This is a genomic window from Streptomyces sp. NPDC058620 (genome assembly GCF_042717135.1).
Classification (GTDB): domain Bacteria; phylum Actinomycetota; class Actinomycetes; order Streptomycetales; family Streptomycetaceae; genus Streptomyces.
The window spans coordinates 282,822-300,386 of record NZ_JBHXQO010000001.1 but is presented as its reverse complement, the minus strand read 5'-3'; the positions used below and the strand labels follow the sequence as shown (position 1 = coordinate 300,386).

The window sequence follows — 17,565 nt, the reverse complement described above, 5'->3', positions numbered from 1 at the left end:
TCAGCCGCGCTCGGCCTGGGCGATCCGGGGGAACGTCGTGACGCCCGCGGCCTTGCTGCTGTTGGCCTGCTTGCTGACGGTACGACCGGGCGGCGCGTCCTCGAAGCCGAGGACGACGGAGTCGAGGACCTCGCCGTCGGCGTCGACGAACTCCACGCGCACGGCGTAGAACGCTTCCTGCCCGGTGGAATTGGTGACCCGGACGAGAGCGCTGCGGAAGTCCTCGCCCTCGGTGACCGGCCGCCCGGTCACCGACACGTCCTTGACGGCGTTGCCCCGCCCGTCGGCGCCTTCGAGCACCTTGGTGGCCTCGGCCCTGACCCGTTCGAGGTCGGCGGAGACGGACGCCTCCTTGCTGCGCTGGGTACGCGGGCTCTCCGAGGCGAGGGGGGAAGCGGCCGGCTCCGGGCTGAGCGTCCGGACGTTGCTGGACGTGCCCTCGGAAGTGGTGTCGCTGTCGCAGGCGGCGGTCCCGGCACCGAGCACCGCGGCGAGTACGGCGGGGAACAGGAGGCGGGTGACGCGGGGTCGGTTCGGTTTCACGGACGCTCCGTCTTCGGTGGAGGGGGTGAGCGTGGAGGGGGTCATTCCGCGTCGTCGCCGAAGATGTCGCGGAGCTTGGCCTCGCGCTCGGTGTCCAGGTTGCTGTGGAGAAGTTCGGCGCCGCCGCCGGGGAGCGCGTCACTGATCCGGTCGGGCACCTCGTCCCGGGTGAGCAGGAAGAGCGCCGACGTACCGGGGGTCACCTTCTCCTTGACCTCGGCGATGAACTCGTCGTCGATGCCGATGTCGGCGAGCTTGCCGCCCAGCGCACCGGCAGCGGCGCCGATGGCCGCGCCGAGGAGGGGCATCAGGAAGATGAGCCCGAAGAGCATGCCCCAGAACGTCCCGCTCAGCGCGCCGGTGCCCACGAGGTTGTGCAGCTGCTTGGTCCTGGGCTTCGGCCGGTCCTCCGGCCAGCTCACCACGGCGGCGTCCAGGATCTTGATCAGCCCCTCCTTCTGGAGTGACTTCAGTGTCGTCTCGACGTTCTCCGCGGCGTCCGCCGACTGGAACTTCCACACGGTCAGCGTGGACATCGCATATACCTCCGAGTCATCAAACGGCCAACTCGCTCATATTAGGATCAAACGATATGAATTGACTCGTTGAATGACCCGTTCCGCCGGGAGCGGATGCCTGCACCTCGGACACGAACCCTGGGAGGGAACGATGGATACGGACGCCCTGACCGCCGGCCTGTTGAAGGACCTGCGGGCGACGAGGCCCTATCCGGCCCTGTCCCTGACGATGCCGACCCACCGCCGCGCGCCCGACAACGCCCAGGACGCCGTACGGCTGCGCAACCTGGTGGCGGAGGCGTCGAGCCGGCTGGAGGCCGATCCGGACGTGACGCGCGAGGCCCGGACCGCCATCAGGGAGCAGCTGGACCGGGCGGTCGCCGAGGTCGACCCGCGCCGGGCCCTGGACGCCCTCGTCGTGCTCGCCACCGCCGACGAGTACCAGATCTGGCAACTGCCCCGTACCGCACCCGAACGCGTGATCCTCAGCGACACCTACCTCACCCGGAACCTGGTCGCGGCCAAGGCCCAGGCGCGGCCGTACTGGGCACTGACCGTGTCCGCCGAGCACGCCTTTCTCTGGAGCGGCACGACGGACGCGGTGCACCAGGAGCAGAGGTCCGGATTCCCGCTGACGGCTCCGCAGGAGGCGCCGAACCCGCAGCGCGAGGAGCGGATCGGGGACACGCCCAGCACCTTCAGCAACGAGGACACGCGCCAGTTCCTGCGCACCGTGAACGAGCGGCTGCGCACTCTGCTGGCCGCCGACCCCCGCCCCTTGTATCTCGTCGGGCTCGCTCCCGCGCTCGCCCTGCTGGACGAGGCGGGAGAGGCGTCCAGGTCCGCGGTCGGCCGGGTCGCCAAGGGGGCACCGGCCGACACCACGCCGGCCGAACTCCTCAAGGAGATCCGCCCGGCACTCGAAAGCCACCGGGAGCGCACCGCGCAGGAGATCGAGGGCAGGCTCGACGCCGCTCGTGGCAGCCGCTCGTTCGCCGGCGGTCTGGACGAGGTGTGGGCCGCGGTACGGGAGGGGCGGGCCGGTCTGGTCGCCGTGGAGGAGCATTTCCAGCGGACGGTCCAGGTCACGGACGAGCACTTGGAGCCGGTGGCCCCCGGGACCGTAGGGACGGCGGACGGCCAGGTCCGCGAGGACATCGTCGACGAGCTCGTCGAGGCGGCTCTGGACAGCGGTTCCGAAGTGGTGTTCCTCGCGGACGACGCCCTCTCAGAGCACGGACGGATCGCGGCGGCGCTGCGGTACTGAGCACGGGGAAACGGGGAACGCGGGGTCATGCCGACCATGACCCCGCGTGTCCCTGTCGGGTGATTATGCGATTTATGCCTAGGTTTGACGCTCCATAGCCGATCCCCTCGATGGGCTTCGTACGAAGGAGAGTCATTCATGGTTCGCTACAGGTGCGTTTCGGCGGCCGTCGTGACAGCGGTGGCCGTACTCGCGGGTGCGGGCGGGGCCGCTGCCTCGTCCGGTGTTCCCGCTCCACCCGTCCAGCCGAGCGCCGGGAAGCAGGCGGCGCTTCCCGCGCTCAGCGCGGAGACGACCGTGCGCAGCGTACTGGCCTGGCAGGAATTCCGGGTCCACGGACCGGCCCAACACCTCCCGGCGGGCACCAAGGTCACCCTTCAGCAGAAGCAGGGCAAGCGGTGGGTGTCCCTGCCCGCCTCGATGAACACCAACCGCGACCACACCTACAGCCTGCGCGTGCTGCTCGGCGTCAAGGGCGAGAACGCGCTGAGGACCGTCGGTGGCGGTGCGGTCTCGCCCGTCGTGCATGTGACCGTGCGCTGAGCGGCCCGCCCGCCCCCGGGGAACGCCCTGCCGCGGGCCCGGGGCGGCATCAGCCGTCCCAGGTCCAGTCCTCGACCTCCGGCAGGTCCGTGCCGTGTTCACGAATCCAGGCGTGGTGGCGCGTGCGCGCGTCCGCCATCGCCTGGCGTACGGCGACGGCACGGACCCCGAGACCGGGCACCCGGTCGATGACGTCCATGACCAGCCTGAAACGGTCGAGATCGTTGCGGACCAGCATGTCGAACGGTGTGGTGGTCGTGCCCTCCTCCTTGTATCCCCGTACATGCAGATGCGGGTGGCCGGTTCGGTGGTACGCCAGCCGGTGCACCAGCCACGGATAGCCGTGGTAAGCGAAGATCACGGGCTTGTCGGTGGTGAACAGGGCGTCGTACTCGGAGTCGGGCATCCCGTGCGGATGCTCCCCCTGCGGCAGCAGCCTCGTCATGTCGACGACGTTGACCACCCGCACGGCCAGTTCCGGAAGGTGCCTGCGGAGCAGGCTCGCCGCGGCCAGTGCTTCCAGGGTGGGTACGTCTCCGGCGCAGGCGAGCACCGCATCGGGTTCCCGGCTGCCGTCCTCCGTACCGGCCCACTCCCAGGCCCCTGCCCCGCGTGCGCAATGGGCCCGGGCCTCGTCGAGGGTCAGCCAGTCGAAGCCCGGTTGTTTGCCCGCCACGATCACGTTGACGTAGTCCCTGCTGCGCAGGGCGTGGTCCGCGACGGACAGCAGGGTGTTGGCGTCCGGCGGCAGGTAGACGCGGACGACCTCAGGGCTCTTGCTGAGGATGTGGTCGACGAATCCGGGGTCCTGGTGGGAGAAACCGTTGTGGTCCTGGCGCCATACGTGTGAGGTGAGCAGGTAGTTCAGTGAGGCGATGGGCCGGCGCCAGCCGAGCCGGCGTGAGGTGCGCAGCCATTTGATGTGCTGGTTGACCATCGAGTCGACGATGTGGGCGAACGCCTCGTAACACGAGAACAGCCCGTGCCGCCCGGTCAGGAGGTAACCCTCCAGCCAGCCCTGGCAGAGGTGCTCGGAGAGCACTTCCATGACGCGGCCGTCGCGGGCGAGGTGTTCGTCGACCGGGAGGACCTGCGCCTGCCACGCCTTGCCGGTGGCCTCGTAGAGGGCGTCGAGCCGGTTGGACGCGGTCTCGTCGGGACCGACGACCCGGAAGTCCCGGCGCTCGGCGGTGGCCGCCATGACTCCTTCGAGCAGCCCGCCCAGGACGGTGGTGGGCTCGTGGAGGGTGGCGCCGGGCCTGTCCACCGGAACGGCGTAGTCGTCGAGGGGCGGGACCGGCAGGGCCCGCAGGAGCAGACCGCCGTTCGCGTACGGGGTCGCGCCGAGCCTGAGACCGCCCTCGGGCACGCAGTCGAGGACCTGTGCGGTCGGGCGCCCCGAGCCGCCGAAGAGCTCCTCGGGCCCGTACGAACGCATCCACGCCTCCAGCTGGCGCAGGTGCTCGGGGTTGTCGCGCACCCCGGGCAGCGGGACCTGGTGGGCGCGCCAGGTCCCCTCGACCGGCAGCCCGTCGACCTCCGCCGGGCCGGTCCAGCCCTTGGGGGTGCGCAGGACGATCATCGGCCACCGGGGGCGCTCGGTCGCGCCCCCGGTGCGCGCGGCCCGCTGGAAGGCGTGGATGCGGTCCACGGCGAGGTCCATCGCGGCGGCGAGCTCGCGGTGGACGGCGGCGGGTTCGTCGCCGCTGACGTACAGCGGATCATGACCGCAGCCGCGCAGCAGCGCGTCGAGTTCGCTCTCCGGGATGCGGGCGAGGACCGTCGGGTTGGCGATCTTGTATCCGTTGAGGTGCAGGATCGGCAGGACCGCCCCGTCGTGCACCGGGTCGAGGAACTTGTTGGAGTGCCAGGACGCGGCGAGCGGCCCCGTCTCCGCCTCCCCGTCGCCGATGACGCACGCGACCAGCAGCTCCGGGTGGTCGAAGGCGGCGCCGTAGGCGTGCGTGAGGGCGTAACCGAGTTCGCCGCCCTCGTGGATGGAGCCCGGGGTCTCCGGCGCGACGTGGCTGGGCACACCGCCGGGGAAGGAGAACTGCTTGAACAGGATTTCCATGCCCTCGGCGTCCCGGGTCACATCGGGATACGTCTCGGTATAGCTGCCGTCCAGCCAGGAGTTGGCGAGGACCGCGGGTCCGCCGTGGCCCGGACCCCAGACGCAGAGTGTCTGCTGCTTGCGGGCCTTGATGATCCGGTTGAGGTGGGTGTACACGAGGTTCAGTCCGGGCGAGGTACCCCAGTGGCCGAGGAGGCGGGGCTTGATGTGCTCCGGCGCGAGTGGGTGTTCCAGCAGAGGGTTGGCCATCAGGTAGATCTGGCCGACGGCGAGGTAGTTGGCGGCGCGCCAGTGCGCGTCGAGTGCCGCGAGTTCGTGGTCGGACAGAGGGGCGTCGCTCATCGGGTGACTCCTCGGCAGGGTGCGGGCAGGATCGTCAGCACCCCGTCAGGCGCCGTACCAGACGGTCGTGGCGTTGCAGAACTCGCGGATGCCGTGGCCGGAGAGCTCACGCCCGTAGCCGGAGCGCTTGACTCCGCCGAACGGCAGCGCGGGGTGCGAGGCCGTCATGCCGTTGAAGAAGACACCGCCCGCCTCCAGGTCGCGTACGCAGCGGTCCATCTCGTCGGTGTCCTGCGTCCACACGTTGGAGCTCAGCCCGAACGGCGTGTCGTTGGCGAGCGCCACGGCCTCGTCCAGGTCGGCGGCGCGGTAGAGCGTGGCCACCGGGCCGAACGTCTCCTCCCGGTGGATGCGCATCTCGGGCGTGATGCCGGACAGGACCGTCGGGGTGTAGAACCAGCCGGCGTCCAGCCCGCCACCCAGCCCCTCGGGCCGGGCGCCGCCGCACAGCGCGGTGGCGCCCCGCCGTACCGCGTCGTCGACGAGTTCCTCCAGGTCGGCGCGGCCGCGCTCGCTGGCGAGCGGTCCGATGTCGGTGCTCTCCCGCGCCGGGTCCCCGACGGTCAGTGCGCGCATGCCCTCGGTGAACCGCTCGGCGAACACGTCGTACACGTCGGTGTGGACGATGAAGCGCTTGGCCGCGATGCAGGACTGCCCGTTGTTCTGCACGCGGGCCGTCACAGCGGTCGCCGCCGCCTTGCCGATGTCCGCGGAGGGCAGCACCACGTACGGATCGCTGCCGCCCAGTTCCATGACCGTCTTCTTCACCTCGTCCCCCGCGATCGACGCGACGGACCGGCCGGCGGGCTCGCTGCCGGTAAGCGTCGCGGCGGCGACCCGGGGGTCGCGCAGGATCGCCTCGATGGCCTTCGAACCCACGAGCAGGGTCTGGAAGCAGCCCTCGGGGAATCCGGCCCTGCGGAACAGGTCCTCCAGGTAGAGGGCGGTCTGCGGGACGTTCGACGCGTGCTTGAGCAGGCCGACGTTGCCCGCCATGAGGGCGGGGGCCGCGAAGCGTACGACCTGCCAGAGCGGGAAGTTCCACGGCATGACGGCGAGGACGACGCCCAGCGGGCGGTAGCGGACGTAGGCCCTGGAGGCACCGGCGTCACGCACATCGGCGTCGGCCGGGTCCTCGTCCGCGAGCAGCCGCTCGGCGTTGGCCGCGTACCAGCGCATGGCCTTGGCGCACTTGGCGGCCTCCGCTCGGGCGGCCTTGACCGGCTTGCCCATCTCGGTGGTCATGGTGCGGGCGATCTCCTCCTGGTCCTCGTCCAGGAGGTCGGCGGCGCGGTTGAGCAGCCGGGCCCGCGTGTCGAAGCCGGTGGTCCGGTACGCGCGGAACGCACTGTCGGCGGTGGCGAGCCGTCGCTCGGTCTCCTCCGGCCCCAGCGCGTCGAATGACGTGAGTGTCTCGCCGTTCGCGGGGTTGACCGTCGCGATGGGCATGGCAGTGGCCTCCTTGCGTAAGTACTTCGACCGTGCAGCGCCGCGCTCCGCCGCGCAAACGCGTCCCCCCGGACACACGTACCCGGCCGGCGCGGATCATGCGTGCAACGTGCACACGGTCCGCACCGGCCGGGTCGTCACCGGCAGCGCTGTCATACGAGGACGGGGACCGGCAGTTCCCGCGCTTCGCGTACCCCCGGCAGCGGCGGGTGCGGCACCAGTTCGGTGCTCCGAGGCGCCTGGGCGTAGCGGGTGAACCAGACGACCTTGCCCTCGTTGGTCCTGCAGGTGCCCCAGCTGTCGCTCAGGGCCATGACGCGGCTGAGGCCGCCGCCACCGCCACTGAGCAGCCTGGGCATCTCACTGCCGTTGTCGGACACGGACACCGTGAGGTGCCGGCCGGTCCAGCGGAGTTCGACGACGGCCTTGTTGTCGTCGCCGACATGCCGGTGGACGTTCGTCAGAAGCTCCTCGGCGGCCCGGCACACCGGCCGGACGTGCAGTTCGAGACTCCAGTGACGAAGGTGTGCGGCGACGATGCGCCGCAGCTGGGAAACGCGTTCTGCCGAAACGTGCAGTTCGACCTGATAGCTCCGGTCGAGTGGAACGGTCATCGTCGAGGCTCCTCACCGCGAGGCCCACATGCTTCACCTTGTCGAACCAACGACCCCCGAATACGAAGCGTGAGCAGTCATCACTTCTGGGTCACTCATTAGGGTGACCCGGAGGAGCCGATACCGCAACAAATGGGCGTTTTCAGCAGGTCAGCGCGGCCGAACGGGCGCGTTCACGCCAGGTACGGCAGAAGCTTGTCGGGGGTGAGCGGCAGTGCGCGCAGCCGGGCGCCGGTGGCGTGGCGCACGGCGTTCCCGATGGCGGCGGCGGTACCGACGATGCCGATCTCCCCGATGCCCTTGCTCCCCATGGGGTTGAGGTGCGGATCGTCCTCCTCGATCCAGTGGGCGCTGATGTCGGGGACGTCGGCGCAGACCGGCACGTGGTAGGAGGCCAGGTCGCTCTCGACGAAGTCGCCGAAGACCGGGTCCATGGTGCTGCCCTCGGTCAGGGCCATGCCCAGGCCCATGACCATGCCGCCGATGAACTGGGAGCGTGCGGTGCGGGCGTTGAGGATGCGCCCGGCGGCGTAGACGCCGAGCAGGCGCCGCACGCGCACCTCACCCGTGAGGGAGTCGACCGCGACTTCGGCGAACTGCGCGCCGAACGCGTGCCGTGCGTACGGCGGCTCCTGCGCCGTCTCCTGCTCGGTGTCGGCGGTGACGGTGATCCCGTCGTCCGGGACCGGCCCGGTGTGCTCGCGCAGCCGGTCCGCCAGGACCTCGGCCGCCTTGTGCACGGCCCACCCCCAGGAGGCCGTACCGGAGGACCCTCCGGCCAGTGGGGCACTGGGCAGGTCGCTGCTCCCGATCTCGACGGTCACGTTCTCCACGGGGGTATCCAGCGCCGCGGCGGCGATCTGGGCGAGGACGGTGCGGGCGCCCGTCCCGATGTCGGTGGCGTTGGTCCGGATGCGGTAGGAGCCGTCGGGTGCCGCGTGGGCCGATGCGGTGGAAGGGCTGACGAGAACGGGGTACGTCGCCGAGGCCACCCCGGTGCCGATCAGTAGCGGCCCCTCCTGCCGGACCGCGGGCCGCCGGTCGCGCCGGTACCAGCCGAACCGTTCGGCGCCGTCCCGCAGACAGGCCGCGAGGTTGCGGCTGCTGAACGGCCGCCCGCTGTCCGGCTCCGCCGCCGGTTCGTTGCGCAGGCGCAGCTCGACGGGGTCCATGCCCAGGGCGCAGGCCAGTTCGTCCATGGCCGACTCCAGCGCGTACATCCCCGACGCCTCCCCCGGTGCGCGCATCCAGGACGGACTGGGCACGTCGAGAGCGGCCACGCGGTGCACGGTGCGGCTGTGGGGCGAGGTGTACATGGTGCGAGCGGGTACGGCGGCCTGCTCGACGAACTCCTTGACGGTGGAGGTGTGGGTAATGATCTCGTGGGCCAGCGCGGTGATCACACCGTCGTCGTCGGCGCCGAGCCGTACGCGTTGCACGGTGGGCGCCCGGTGGCCCACCACGGCGGCCAACTGCTGCCTTGGCATGGCGAGTTCGACCACCTGCCCGGTATACATCGCGGCCATGGCCGCCAGCACTGCCTGGGGGCGCGGCGTTCCCTTCGAGCCGAATCCTCCGCCGACGTGCTCGGAAACGACGGTGACCTGCGCGGTCCGGAGCCCGAACGCCTGGGCGAGGCTGTCGCGTACCTTCGTGGCGCCCTGACTGGAGTCGTGCACGGTCAGACGGTCGTCGCTCCACCGTGCGGTGGAGGCGTGCGGCTCCATGGGGTGGTTGTGGAGGGCTTCGAGGGTGTACGTCGCGTCGATACGGACGGGGGCCGCGGCGTACGCACCGTCGAAGTCCCCGCGTTCGCGGACGGCGGGGTGGCCGCCGTTCGCCTCCTCGGGTGTGTAGAGCCCCGGGTGGTCGTCCGTGAGGACGACGTCGTGCTCGCCGGTCTCGTACTCGATCCGCACCGCCCGGGCCCCGGCGCGGGCGGCTTCGAGCGAGTCGGCTAGCACGAGCGCCACGGGCCAGCCGCGGTGCGGGACACGGTCGTTCGGGAGGACCGCGAGGATCGGGTCGTCCGGCTCCTTCAGTCGCGGGGCGTTGTCGTGGGTGAGGACGGTGTGCACGCCGGGGAGGGAGAGTGCGTCGGCGGTCCGGATCGCGGTAATCCGTCCGCGGGCGATGGTGGCGGGGACGGGCCACGCCCGCAGACAGCCGGGCGGTGCGTGCTCGGCGGCGTAGCGCGCGGAGCCGGTGACCTTGTCCCGGGCCTCGCGGCGGACGACCGGCGCGCCCGTGGACTGGTGGGCGTGGCTCATAGGTGAGTCCTCGGTTCCTCAGATGCGGGGTGTGCCGGGCGATACGGCCCGGGCGGTGAGCTCGGTGAGCGCGCCGACGGCCAGGTTCCGGGCGAGGGCCACCTTGAAGGCGTTGCCGCGCAGGGGCTGCGCCGCGTCGAGTTCGGCGCGTGCCGCCCGTACGAAGGTGTCCCGCGTGGCGGGTGCGCCCCGCAGGACCTCCTCGGCCGCGCGGGCGCGCCACGCCTGGTGGGCCAGGCCCCCGAAAGCGAGCGCCGCGTGTTCGATGCGCCCGTCGCGCACGTCCAGCACGACGGCGACGGAGGCCAGGGCGAAGGCGTACGAGGCGCGGTCGCGGGCTTTGCGGTAGAGCGAGACGGCGTGGTCCGGGCCGGGCGGCAGCGCCACTTCGGTGATCAGCTCGCCCGGCCGGATCGTGGTGTCCTGGTCCGGGTTCTCGCCGGGCAGCCGGTGGAAGCCGGTGACGGGTACGGTCCGCTCGCCCTCGGGGCCGTGCAGCCGGACCGTGGCGTCGTGGGCGGCGAGCGCGACGGCCATGTCCGAGGGGCCGACGGCGACGCACTGGTCGGAGTACCCGAGGACGGCCAGGTCGCGGTGGGAACTCCCCCGTGCCGAGCAGCCGGCGCCCGGCGTCCGCTTGTTGCACGGCTTGGAGAGGTCCTGGAAGTACGGGCAGCGGGTGCGCTGGAGCAGGTTCCCGCCGGTGGTGGCGGCGTTCCGCAGCTGCCCGGACGCTCCGGCGAGAAGGGCCTGCGACACCGCGGGGTAGCGGGTGCGTACGGCGGGATGCGCGGCCAGGTCGCTGTTGCGTACCGTCGCGCCGATCCGTACGCCGCCTTCGGGGGTGCTGGTCACCCGGTCCAGGGGCAGCCGGCTGACATCGATGAGCAGATCGGGGGTCTCGACGCCGAGCTTCATGAGGTCGACGAGGTTGGTGCCGCCGCCGAGGAAGCGGGCCCCTGGGTGGCCGGCACCCGCGCGGACGGCCTCCGCGACGGAGGCGGGGCGCAGGTAGGCGAAGGGTTTCACGGCGTCACGTCCTCGATGGCCTCGACGATGCGGGGGTAGGCGCCGCAGCGGCAGAGATTGCCGCTCATCCGTTCCCGGATCTCGTCCCGGCCCAGGGAGGCGGGCGGGACTCCGGCGGCCTCGTCCGGGGCGGCGAGGGAGCCGTACGGGGCGGCCAGGGAATCGTGCGGGGTGGCCAGGGAGTCGTGCGGGGTGGCATGGGACGGGAATCCGTCGGCCGCTTCACCCAGCATGCCGACGGCCGAGCAGATCTGGCCCGGGGTGCAGTATCCGCACTGGAGGGCGTCCCGTTCCAGGAACGCCTGCTGTACGGGGTGCAGGCCGTCCCCGTCGGCCAGCCCTTCGACTGTGGTGACGTGGGCACCGTCGTGGGCCACGGCCAGCAGGAGGCAGCTGTTGACCCGCCGCCCGTCGACGATCACGGTGCACGCACCGCACTGGCCGTGGTCGCAGCCCTTCTTGGCGCCGGTGAGACCGAGGTGCTGGCGCAGCGCGTCCAGGACCGTGGTGCGGTGATCGAGCGTCAGCGTCCGCGCGGCCCCGTTGATGTGCAGGGTGAGTGTCGACCGGTCGTGGTGGGCGGCCCTGACCTGGCCGGTACCGCCCTCCCCGGGACTGGTGGGGTCCATGCGCGAGCACCTTCCGGGTCCGAGGCTTTTGCCCTGGTTCCTACCAGATGTGCGGGGTGCTGCGCGGGACCGGGGCCGGCCGGTCGGGACCTGACGCCGTATGGACTACCGGTTGGCCAGCTTCAGCCGCACCTCCTCCTCCTGGTCACCGGCGGCCGTTCCGACCATCCGTACGGCGAACGACTCGGCGAGGTGCCGACGGAAACGGTCGACCGCCCAGTAACCGCCCTGCACGTCCACGAGCACCGGCGCGCTCAGCGGCGCGGGTGCGTCCGCGGCCCTGGTCTCACTGACATCGACGGTCGCGAACCACACGGTCGGGCGCGTCTGCGACGCCTCCTCGGGCTCGTCCTCCGCCGGCCGGTCGGAGGCGAAGGAGTGCCGCAACACGTCGAAGACGGTCCGCGCGTCCTCCTTCGCACATCCCGTGACCGCTACCACTACGTCCCGGCTTTCCTGATGGCCGGGGGACTGCTCTGCCGTGCTGTTCACCGTGGTTCCTTCCGGTCGGGCCTGGCGGCTCTCCCCTCCAGGCTCACCCCGCAGCCGGACGACTGCGACACGAAGGGGACGTGTGTGCGAAACACCTTTCCCCGCAGATCGTCACAAAACATGAATTAACCCTGATACCCGACTGTACGTAAGTCTTCGGGGTATGCGGCAATCATGGATGTATCGAACGAAGCGCAGAGTCTTCTCGCCGCAACCCTCGCCGAGGACGGTGGCCCCTTCGGCATCGTCCTGCCGATCATCGGGGTCGCCCTGGTGTGCATGCTCATCGGCGCCTTCTGGCTGGGCAAGCGCCGCCGGGACCAGGAGTCGCCGCCGCCGAGCCCCGAGGAGCAGCCGCTGAGGCCGGAGCACCGGACCCACATCGAGGAGAGTGGGAAGCACGGCGCGGACGAATTCCCCGCGGACGGCCATCGCCTCTCCCCCCACGAGCTCAGCGACCGGGGCAACGCAGCGATCCCGCCCGAGACCGAGACCGACCCGCCCCGCGACGGCCGCTGATCCGCCCCCGGCGCACAGCCCCGCCGGGGCGGCCGCTCCTGGCCGCCCCGGCGGGGTCGCGTGTTGCGGGAGTGCGCTCCTGCGATGAGGCTTGTTCTGGCCCCGCGGCACCGAGGAAGTCATGCCGCAGAACCGACGAAGGCAGTGGGACCATGACCGCAAGCGAACCGGGGACGAGCTCGACCGCCGCGCCCCTGACCGGGCCCGCCGCCCCCTGCTGGGTCAATCTGATGACCCGCGATCTTGATGCCGCGCAGTATTTCTACGGGGCCGTGCTGGGCTGGACGTTCCGGCCGGGCCGGCTGGGCCAGGAGTTCTCCGTGGCGCGCCGCGACAACATGCCGGTCGCCGGGATCGTGGCGGGTGCTTCGGCCTACCAGGTGGCGGTGGCGTGGATTCCGTACTTCGCCGTCGGGGACGCCGACGTGGCCGCCGCCCGCATCCGTGAGCGCAGCGGAACGGTCGCCGTGGGCCCGCTGTCGCTCGGCAAGGGACGCGGGGCCCTCGCCTCCGACCGGGACGGCGCCGTGTTCGGCATCTGGGAGCGGACGGAGTCCAGCACCTCTCCCCCGGCCCCCGACGGCCATTCCCACGCCTGGCTCCGGCTGCGGACGAGAAACGCCTTCGACGCCGCGATCTTCTACGGCGAGGTGCTCGACTGGGCCAGCGGGAACCCCGGCTGCTGCGAGGTGGCCTACGTGAAGGACGAGGTCATCGTGCGGTGCGAGGGACGGCCCCTCGCCCGGATCAGCTCCGGCGCGGTCGAATCGGCGCCGGACCCCTTGGTCCGCCCGCACTGGCAGGTCCAGTTCCCCGTGGCCGACGTGGAGACGACCGTGACCTCCGCGGTGGAGCACGGAGGGGACCTGGTCGAGCGGCGTCCGGTCCCCCACGGTCGCGAAGCGACCCTGCGGGACCCCGACGGCGGGCTCTTCACCGTCACGGACGTCCGCACCCCGGACATCTCCGAGGACTGAGCTCACCGGTCCCGGCCGGACCGCTCCGCGAGCCCTTCGCCCTCCTGAGGCTGCGGATCGGCGCTCCGGGCCCGGGCCCGGAGCGGGATCACGAACCAGCACACGAAGAACCACAGCGCCATGGCTCCCACGAGCCACAGAGCCAGGGAATTGTGCAGCGCCACCCTCATGATGAGCAGCAGGGCGGAGCACATCGTGCAGAACAGCAGCCCGAGTCCCATGACGGTCGCCCGCGAGGCCCACATGACCGTCTGCGGCTTCACCCGCCGCCCGGTCAGCAGCCGGTGGTACGACACCGGCCCTATCAGTGCGGCCACCGTCGCGGAGCCCAGCAGTACGGTCACCACATAGATCCCGCGGTCGATGTCCGAAAGCGTGGTGAACCGGGGCTGGAAGACCACGGCGAGCAGAAAGCCGAACAGGATCTGCACGCCGGTCTGAGCGACCCGCAATTCCTGAAGCAGCTCGGTCCACCGCCGGTCCGCCCGCTCCTCCTCGGTCTCCGCACGGCCGTTGTCAAGCAGCCGGCCGCTGTCGCGGCGCTCACTGACCCCGCCGCTCGATATCGATGCCACGAAATGCCTCCGTTTCTGGGGCCATGCTTTCCATGGCGGCATCCAACCGCCCACGCACCACATGGCATATCGCCTTGTGCCCTCGACGGCACGGAATCATTCACCTAAGATTTTCCGCACGGCATCGCGCGTCGGTCACCGGCCGGGTGAGGCGTGGAGGTAGCCCGTGAGATGCCCGCTGGAGGCATTCCACAGTGTCGGTCAAGCTGAACCACACCATCGTTCATTGCCGGAACAATCGGGAGTCCGCCGAGTTCCTGGCGCACATACTGGGCCTGGAGGCCGGCGAGCAGTGGGGCCCCTTCGTCCCGCTCCTGCTCGCGAACGACATCACTCTGGACTTCGCGACCATTCCCGCCGAGTCGATCACCCCGCAGCACTACGCCTTCCTGATCTCGGAGGCGGAGTTCGACGTGGCCTTCGCCCGCATCGAGGAGCTGGGAATCCCGTACTACGCGGATCCTCATCAGAAGATTCCTGGCGAGATCAACCGCAACGACGGCGGACGGGGTGTGTACTTCCCCGATCCGAGCGGTCACGGCATGGAGATCCTGACGGTCCCCTACGGCGGCTGGTCGTAGTCATCCGGGGAGCCCGGCCGGGTCCTGTCACGGGACCCGGCCGGGCACCTTCGCGTATCGGCGGGAGCAGGTCAGCCGATGCCGAGCAGCAGCTCGGGCCGGTCCCACATCACCGCGGGCGGGCTGGCCAGGACGGTACCGACCGGTTCGGCTCCCATGCCGCGGTAGAAACCCTCGGCCGGCGGGTGGGAGACGATGCGCACGCCGGTCACCCCGGCACGCCTCGCCTCCTCCTTCAGGTGACCGATGAGCCTGCGCCCGATGCCGAGCCCCTGCGCCTGGTCACCGACGAACATCAGGTCGAGCTCGGGGGGCGAGATGATCAGCGCGTAGAACCCCAGCACCTGACCGGTGACGGTGTCGGCGGCCACGAACACCTGGTGCGTCTCGATGTAGTCGGGGCCGATCCGGTAGCCCTCGACCATGGGGGCGTACGGGCCCTCGTATGCGCGGGAGGTCCTGACCAGCCGCGTCAGCCGCTTGGCGTCGCGGGCGGTCGCCCGCCTGATCGCCACGGTTGCGCCGGGCTCCGTAGCAGTTGATCTCATAGAGCGAGTATTACGCACGGGGGCACGCCCTTCAGTCCCGCTTCCGCTCCCGCGCCTCGCGCCACTCCTGAACGGTGGCCTCGACATCGAAGGGCTTCAGGTTCAGCGGCGGACCTTCCGGTGGCATCAGGAGCGCCTTGTTGATCTTCTCGTTCACCTCCGCGAGGACCCGTCGCACCTCGGCCTCGGTCCTGGCCAGGGCCACCGACTCGACGACGTCCTCCGCCTCCTTGCGCAACGCCAGCGCCGGCGGAAGGACCGAAAGGCCCTCGCGCTGCATCTTCGCCTTGATCCACCAGGTCTCGTCGTACGGTCGCTCGAGGCCGGGGAGCGGCTTGCCAAAGCCGGGCAACTGGGAGACGTCACCGCGTTCTTCGGCTTCACGGATCTGTTTGTCCACCCACGACTCGAAACTGACGCCCGGCGGCTTGCGCTCGGTCACCGTTGACCCCTTTCAGGATTCCCGACTTCTGCTCCCGGCCTTCGCGTTCCGCTCGTTCACGATACCCGGAGGCGGTACCCGGGCGGTCAGTGATCCGCTGCGGCCACCTCGACGGTGAACGACGCGGTGCGGACCTTGCCTTCGTGCCGGAAGTCGAGGAAGAGCCGGTAGGTGCCCGCACTGGGCGCCGTCGCGGTGAACGAGACCTCCGGGCCTGGACCGCCGTCGTTCGGGTGGACGTGCAGGTAGGCCAGGTCGCCGGAGCGCAGGGCCAAAAGGTGCCCGTAGGCGCCGAGGTAGGGCTGGAGGTCGGCGACGGGCCTGCCGTCCTTGCTGACGGTCAGCGTGAGTTCACCGGCCCTGCCGGCGCGCAGTCCGCCGTCGAGTGCGACCTGATAGCCGTCGACTTCCGCGGCGGCTCGGACGGGCGGCATCGCAGCGGGGCGGAAGGCCCCGGCCACGGCGAGATCGGCGCCGAGCGTGTGGTTCGTACTCCGCTCGCCTGCGGGGGTGAAGTCGGCGAAGGCGCGGTACCCACCGGCTGCGGGCAGTTCGACAGCAGTCGACCAGGTGCCGTCGGCCTCCCGCACCGGGTGCAGATGGCGGTAGGTGGTGAGGTCGCGCGAGGCCAGGATGAAGTGGAGTTCCTTGCCGTGCTCGCGGCGGAAGCCGGTGACGTTGTCGCCGTGCTCGTCCTTGATGGCGAACCGGATCTCGCTCCGGTCACCGGCCGTCACCGTCGGCGTTTCGAGCGCCAGGGTGTATCCGCCCTCGGAGATCTCCAGACCCCCTGCGGTCCTGCCCTTCTCCGCCGCCCCGGCTTCCTCCTGGTGGCCGTCTCCCCCGGCCTTCTCCTGGTGGCCTCCGTGCCCGCCTCCCCCGGCCTTCTCCTGCTTCTCCTGCGCGGCGTGCGACGGGCCCGCATGCTGCGACGCGGTGTCGAACACGGGGTCGACGCCCTTGCCGATGCCGTACGCGGTGCCGAACGTGGCGGCGAGCGCGGCAGCGAAGGCGGTGATCCTCAGTCCGGTGTTCATGGCGGTCTCCCCAGAAGGTGACGGGTCTGCTTCCGACACCCAACATACCCCCTGGGGGTATGGAGTCAAGCCGGATGCGCCGTCTTTCCCACCCCGCCTCCGACGAGACCGGGACCGGGACGGGTGGTGCGGTGCGCACGGGGGTCAGGCGGGCACGGCGAGTTCGGCGCGCAGCCGCTCCACCACCGGCTCGGGCAGCCGCAGACCGTCCCGTATGTAGCCGCCGAGCCCGCCCCACCGTTCGTCCACGGCGTCCAGCGCCGCGTCCAGGTAGCGGGGGCGGACCTCCACGACCGCCGAGGCGATGTCCGGGGAGCCTCCCGCGTCCAGGAAGCCCTGTACGTACGGCGCGAAGGCGGCCCGTACGGCCGGGTTCACGGCCAGGAACTCCGCCCGGACCGCCTCCCTCGACGCACCGGCGATCAGCAGCAGGAGTGCGGTGGCCCAGCCGGTGCGGTCCTTGCCCGCCGTGCAGTGGAAGAGAACCGGCCTGGCACGCGGATCGGCCGCCGTCTCCAGAAACGCGCGATAGGCGGCAGCGGCGCCCGGCGACAGCACCATCTGCCGGTAGGTCTCCGCGAACAGTTCCTCGGCCTTTCCGCCGCCGAGCACCTTCTCGGCCCCGTCCGGATCGGACAGCAGGGCCTTGAGCCGGGCGGGGGCGACGCCCGGCTTGTCCCTGAGCACATCGGCGACGAAGAGCCGGGCACCCGAGGGCAGCCGGTCCGGGGCCCACTGCCGCTCGTCGGCGGTACGCAGGTCGACGACGGTACGGATGCCGAGCGCGGCCACCGCCACGTCGCGTTCGGTGTCGAGGCCGCTCAGCTGCCCGGAGCGCAGCAGGATGCCCTGCCGCATCCTGCGGTCGCGCGCGAGGGCGATGCCACCCAGGTCGCGCAGATTGAAGACGGTGGCGGCCGGGACGGCCCGGGCGGTCTGCATGATCATCTGCCTCTTTCCCGACGAACCGCACAAGCCAGGATCAACGTCGCATGCAGTGCGAACTTCGACGAAGGTGAGCGCCGCAACCCGTCTCCGAAGTCCGGCACTCCTGGTCATTCAGTCATACACAGGGTGACTTCCACATAATAGGCACCGCACGCCCGTTTTCCCTCG

At 70.8% G+C, this 17,565-nt stretch carries 19 protein-coding genes; 5 read left to right on the top strand and 14 right to left on the bottom strand.

Annotated elements, in window-relative coordinates; all coding sequences use genetic code 11:
• Both ACFWSK_RS01305 and ACFWSK_RS01300 read right to left on the bottom strand, forming a co-directional pair.
• Positions 1-543: a hypothetical protein gene (locus ACFWSK_RS01305; RefSeq protein WP_383780295.1), complete on the bottom strand. Its 543-nt coding sequence runs from the start codon at positions 541-543 to the stop codon at positions 1-3.
• A 41-nt stretch (positions 544-584) separates the two neighbouring features.
• Positions 585-1,079, bottom strand: coding sequence for a DUF1269 domain-containing protein (locus ACFWSK_RS01300; RefSeq protein ID WP_383780292.1), 495 nt, complete (start codon positions 1,077-1,079; stop codon positions 585-587).
• Between the two features lie 133 nt (positions 1,080-1,212).
• Between ACFWSK_RS01300 and ACFWSK_RS01295 the strand changes: the two genes are divergently transcribed.
• Positions 1,213-2,328 (top strand): chemotaxis protein, encoded by a 1,116-nt coding sequence (locus ACFWSK_RS01295; RefSeq protein ID WP_383780789.1) that lies wholly within the window; start codon positions 1,213-1,215, stop codon positions 2,326-2,328.
• Between the two features lie 138 nt (positions 2,329-2,466).
• Entirely contained in the window at positions 2,467-2,871 is a 405-nt protein-coding gene (locus tag ACFWSK_RS01290; RefSeq protein ID WP_383780290.1) for a hypothetical protein, read from the top strand.
• A gap of 49 nt (positions 2,872-2,920) precedes the next feature.
• On the opposite strand, the gene ACFWSK_RS01285 is transcribed toward ACFWSK_RS01290, so the two are convergent.
• From ACFWSK_RS01285 to ACFWSK_RS01255, 7 genes are all read right to left on the bottom strand, one after another.
• Entirely contained in the window at positions 2,921-5,287 is a 2,367-nt protein-coding gene (locus ACFWSK_RS01285; RefSeq protein WP_383780288.1) for a phosphoketolase, read from the bottom strand.
• A 45-nt stretch (positions 5,288-5,332) separates the two neighbouring features.
• On the bottom strand, positions 5,333-6,736 hold the full coding sequence (locus ACFWSK_RS01280) for an NADP-dependent succinic semialdehyde dehydrogenase (RefSeq protein WP_383780285.1): 1,404 nt from the start codon (positions 6,734-6,736) through the stop codon (positions 5,333-5,335).
• Between the two features lie 152 nt (positions 6,737-6,888).
• Positions 6,889-7,350, bottom strand: coding sequence for an ATP-binding protein (locus tag ACFWSK_RS01275; protein ID WP_383780283.1), 462 nt, complete (start codon positions 7,348-7,350; stop codon positions 6,889-6,891).
• A gap of 173 nt (positions 7,351-7,523) precedes the next feature.
• The gene (locus ACFWSK_RS01270) at positions 7,524-9,620 is read right to left on the bottom strand and encodes a xanthine dehydrogenase family protein molybdopterin-binding subunit (protein ID WP_383780281.1); all 2,097 of its coding nucleotides are present in this window, start codon (positions 9,618-9,620) and stop codon (positions 7,524-7,526) included.
• 18 nt (positions 9,621-9,638) lie between these two features.
• Entirely contained in the window at positions 9,639-10,649 is a 1,011-nt protein-coding gene (locus ACFWSK_RS01265; protein ID WP_383780278.1) for an FAD binding domain-containing protein, read from the bottom strand.
• Positions 10,646-11,278 (bottom strand): (2Fe-2S)-binding protein, encoded by a 633-nt coding sequence (locus tag ACFWSK_RS01260; RefSeq protein ID WP_383780275.1) that lies wholly within the window; start codon positions 11,276-11,278, stop codon positions 10,646-10,648. Before ACFWSK_RS01260 ends, ACFWSK_RS01265 begins: the two co-directional genes overlap by 4 nt.
• A gap of 105 nt (positions 11,279-11,383) precedes the next feature.
• Entirely contained in the window at positions 11,384-11,770 is a 387-nt protein-coding gene (locus ACFWSK_RS01255; RefSeq protein ID WP_383780273.1) for a hypothetical protein, read from the bottom strand.
• Between the two features lie 174 nt (positions 11,771-11,944).
• Here ACFWSK_RS01255 and ACFWSK_RS01250 point away from each other — a divergent pair, with 174 nt between their 5' ends.
• Both ACFWSK_RS01250 and ACFWSK_RS01245 read left to right on the top strand, forming a co-directional pair.
• Positions 11,945-12,289, top strand: a complete 345-nt coding sequence (locus ACFWSK_RS01250) for a DUF6479 family protein (RefSeq protein ID WP_383780271.1) — start codon at positions 11,945-11,947, stop codon at positions 12,287-12,289.
• Between the two features lie 152 nt (positions 12,290-12,441).
• Complete coding sequence (locus ACFWSK_RS01245) at positions 12,442-13,266, top strand: VOC family protein (RefSeq protein ID WP_383780269.1); 825 nt, start codon at positions 12,442-12,444, stop codon at positions 13,264-13,266.
• A gap of 2 nt (positions 13,267-13,268) precedes the next feature.
• On the opposite strand, the gene ACFWSK_RS01240 is transcribed toward ACFWSK_RS01245, so the two are convergent.
• Positions 13,269-13,832 (bottom strand): DUF6328 family protein, encoded by a 564-nt coding sequence (locus ACFWSK_RS01240; protein ID WP_383780787.1) that lies wholly within the window; start codon positions 13,830-13,832, stop codon positions 13,269-13,271.
• Between the two features lie 203 nt (positions 13,833-14,035).
• Here ACFWSK_RS01240 and ACFWSK_RS01235 point away from each other — a divergent pair, with 203 nt between their 5' ends.
• Positions 14,036-14,422 (top strand): VOC family protein, encoded by a 387-nt coding sequence (locus ACFWSK_RS01235; protein ID WP_383780266.1) that lies wholly within the window; start codon positions 14,036-14,038, stop codon positions 14,420-14,422.
• 71 nt (positions 14,423-14,493) lie between these two features.
• On the opposite strand, the gene ACFWSK_RS01230 is transcribed toward ACFWSK_RS01235, so the two are convergent.
• The 4 genes from ACFWSK_RS01230 to ACFWSK_RS01215 form a co-directional block, all read right to left on the bottom strand.
• Entirely contained in the window at positions 14,494-14,970 is a 477-nt protein-coding gene (locus ACFWSK_RS01230) for a GNAT family N-acetyltransferase (protein ID WP_383780264.1), read from the bottom strand.
• A 31-nt stretch (positions 14,971-15,001) separates the two neighbouring features.
• On the bottom strand, positions 15,002-15,412 hold the full coding sequence (locus ACFWSK_RS01225; RefSeq protein ID WP_383780262.1) for a DUF1992 domain-containing protein: 411 nt from the start codon (positions 15,410-15,412) through the stop codon (positions 15,002-15,004).
• A gap of 86 nt (positions 15,413-15,498) precedes the next feature.
• Positions 15,499-16,449 (bottom strand): hypothetical protein, encoded by a 951-nt coding sequence (locus ACFWSK_RS01220; RefSeq protein WP_383780260.1) that lies wholly within the window; start codon positions 16,447-16,449, stop codon positions 15,499-15,501.
• Between the two features lie 144 nt (positions 16,450-16,593).
• Positions 16,594-17,391, bottom strand: coding sequence for a tyrosine-protein phosphatase (locus ACFWSK_RS01215; protein WP_383780784.1), 798 nt, complete (start codon positions 17,389-17,391; stop codon positions 16,594-16,596).
• Positions 17,392-17,565 lie beyond the last annotated feature (174 nt).

What these genes read in the sequence shown, in the direction of transcription:
- ACFWSK_RS01300 (WP_383780292.1), bottom strand. Translation starts at nt 1,079, where the DNA reads ATGTCCACGCTGACCGTGTGGAAGTTCCAGTCGGCGGACGCCGCGGAG.
- ACFWSK_RS01295 (WP_383780789.1), top strand. Translation starts at nt 1,213, where the DNA reads ATGGATACGGACGCCCTGACCGCCGGCCTGTTGAAGGACCTGCGGGCG.
- ACFWSK_RS01290 (WP_383780290.1), top strand. Translation starts at nt 2,467, where the DNA reads ATGGTTCGCTACAGGTGCGTTTCGGCGGCCGTCGTGACAGCGGTGGCC.
- ACFWSK_RS01285 (WP_383780288.1), bottom strand. Translation starts at nt 5,287, where the DNA reads ATGAGCGACGCCCCTCTGTCCGACCACGAACTCGCGGCACTCGACGCG.
- ACFWSK_RS01280 (WP_383780285.1), bottom strand. Translation starts at nt 6,736, where the DNA reads ATGCCCATCGCGACGGTCAACCCCGCGAACGGCGAGACACTCACGTCA.
- ACFWSK_RS01275 (WP_383780283.1), bottom strand. Translation starts at nt 7,350, where the DNA reads ATGACCGTTCCACTCGACCGGAGCTATCAGGTCGAACTGCACGTTTCG.
- ACFWSK_RS01270 (WP_383780281.1), bottom strand. Translation starts at nt 9,620, where the DNA reads ATGAGCCACGCCCACCAGTCCACGGGCGCGCCGGTCGTCCGCCGCGAG.
- ACFWSK_RS01260 (WP_383780275.1), bottom strand. Translation starts at nt 11,278, where the DNA reads ATGGACCCCACCAGTCCCGGGGAGGGCGGTACCGGCCAGGTCAGGGCC.
- ACFWSK_RS01250 (WP_383780271.1), top strand. Translation starts at nt 11,945, where the DNA reads ATGGATGTATCGAACGAAGCGCAGAGTCTTCTCGCCGCAACCCTCGCC.
- ACFWSK_RS01245 (WP_383780269.1), top strand. Translation starts at nt 12,442, where the DNA reads ATGACCGCAAGCGAACCGGGGACGAGCTCGACCGCCGCGCCCCTGACC.
- ACFWSK_RS01230 (WP_383780264.1), bottom strand. Translation starts at nt 14,970, where the DNA reads ATGAGATCAACTGCTACGGAGCCCGGCGCAACCGTGGCGATCAGGCGG.
- ACFWSK_RS01220 (WP_383780260.1), bottom strand. Translation starts at nt 16,449, where the DNA reads ATGAACACCGGACTGAGGATCACCGCCTTCGCTGCCGCGCTCGCCGCC.
- ACFWSK_RS01215 (WP_383780784.1), bottom strand. Translation starts at nt 17,391, where the DNA reads ATGCAGACCGCCCGGGCCGTCCCGGCCGCCACCGTCTTCAATCTGCGC.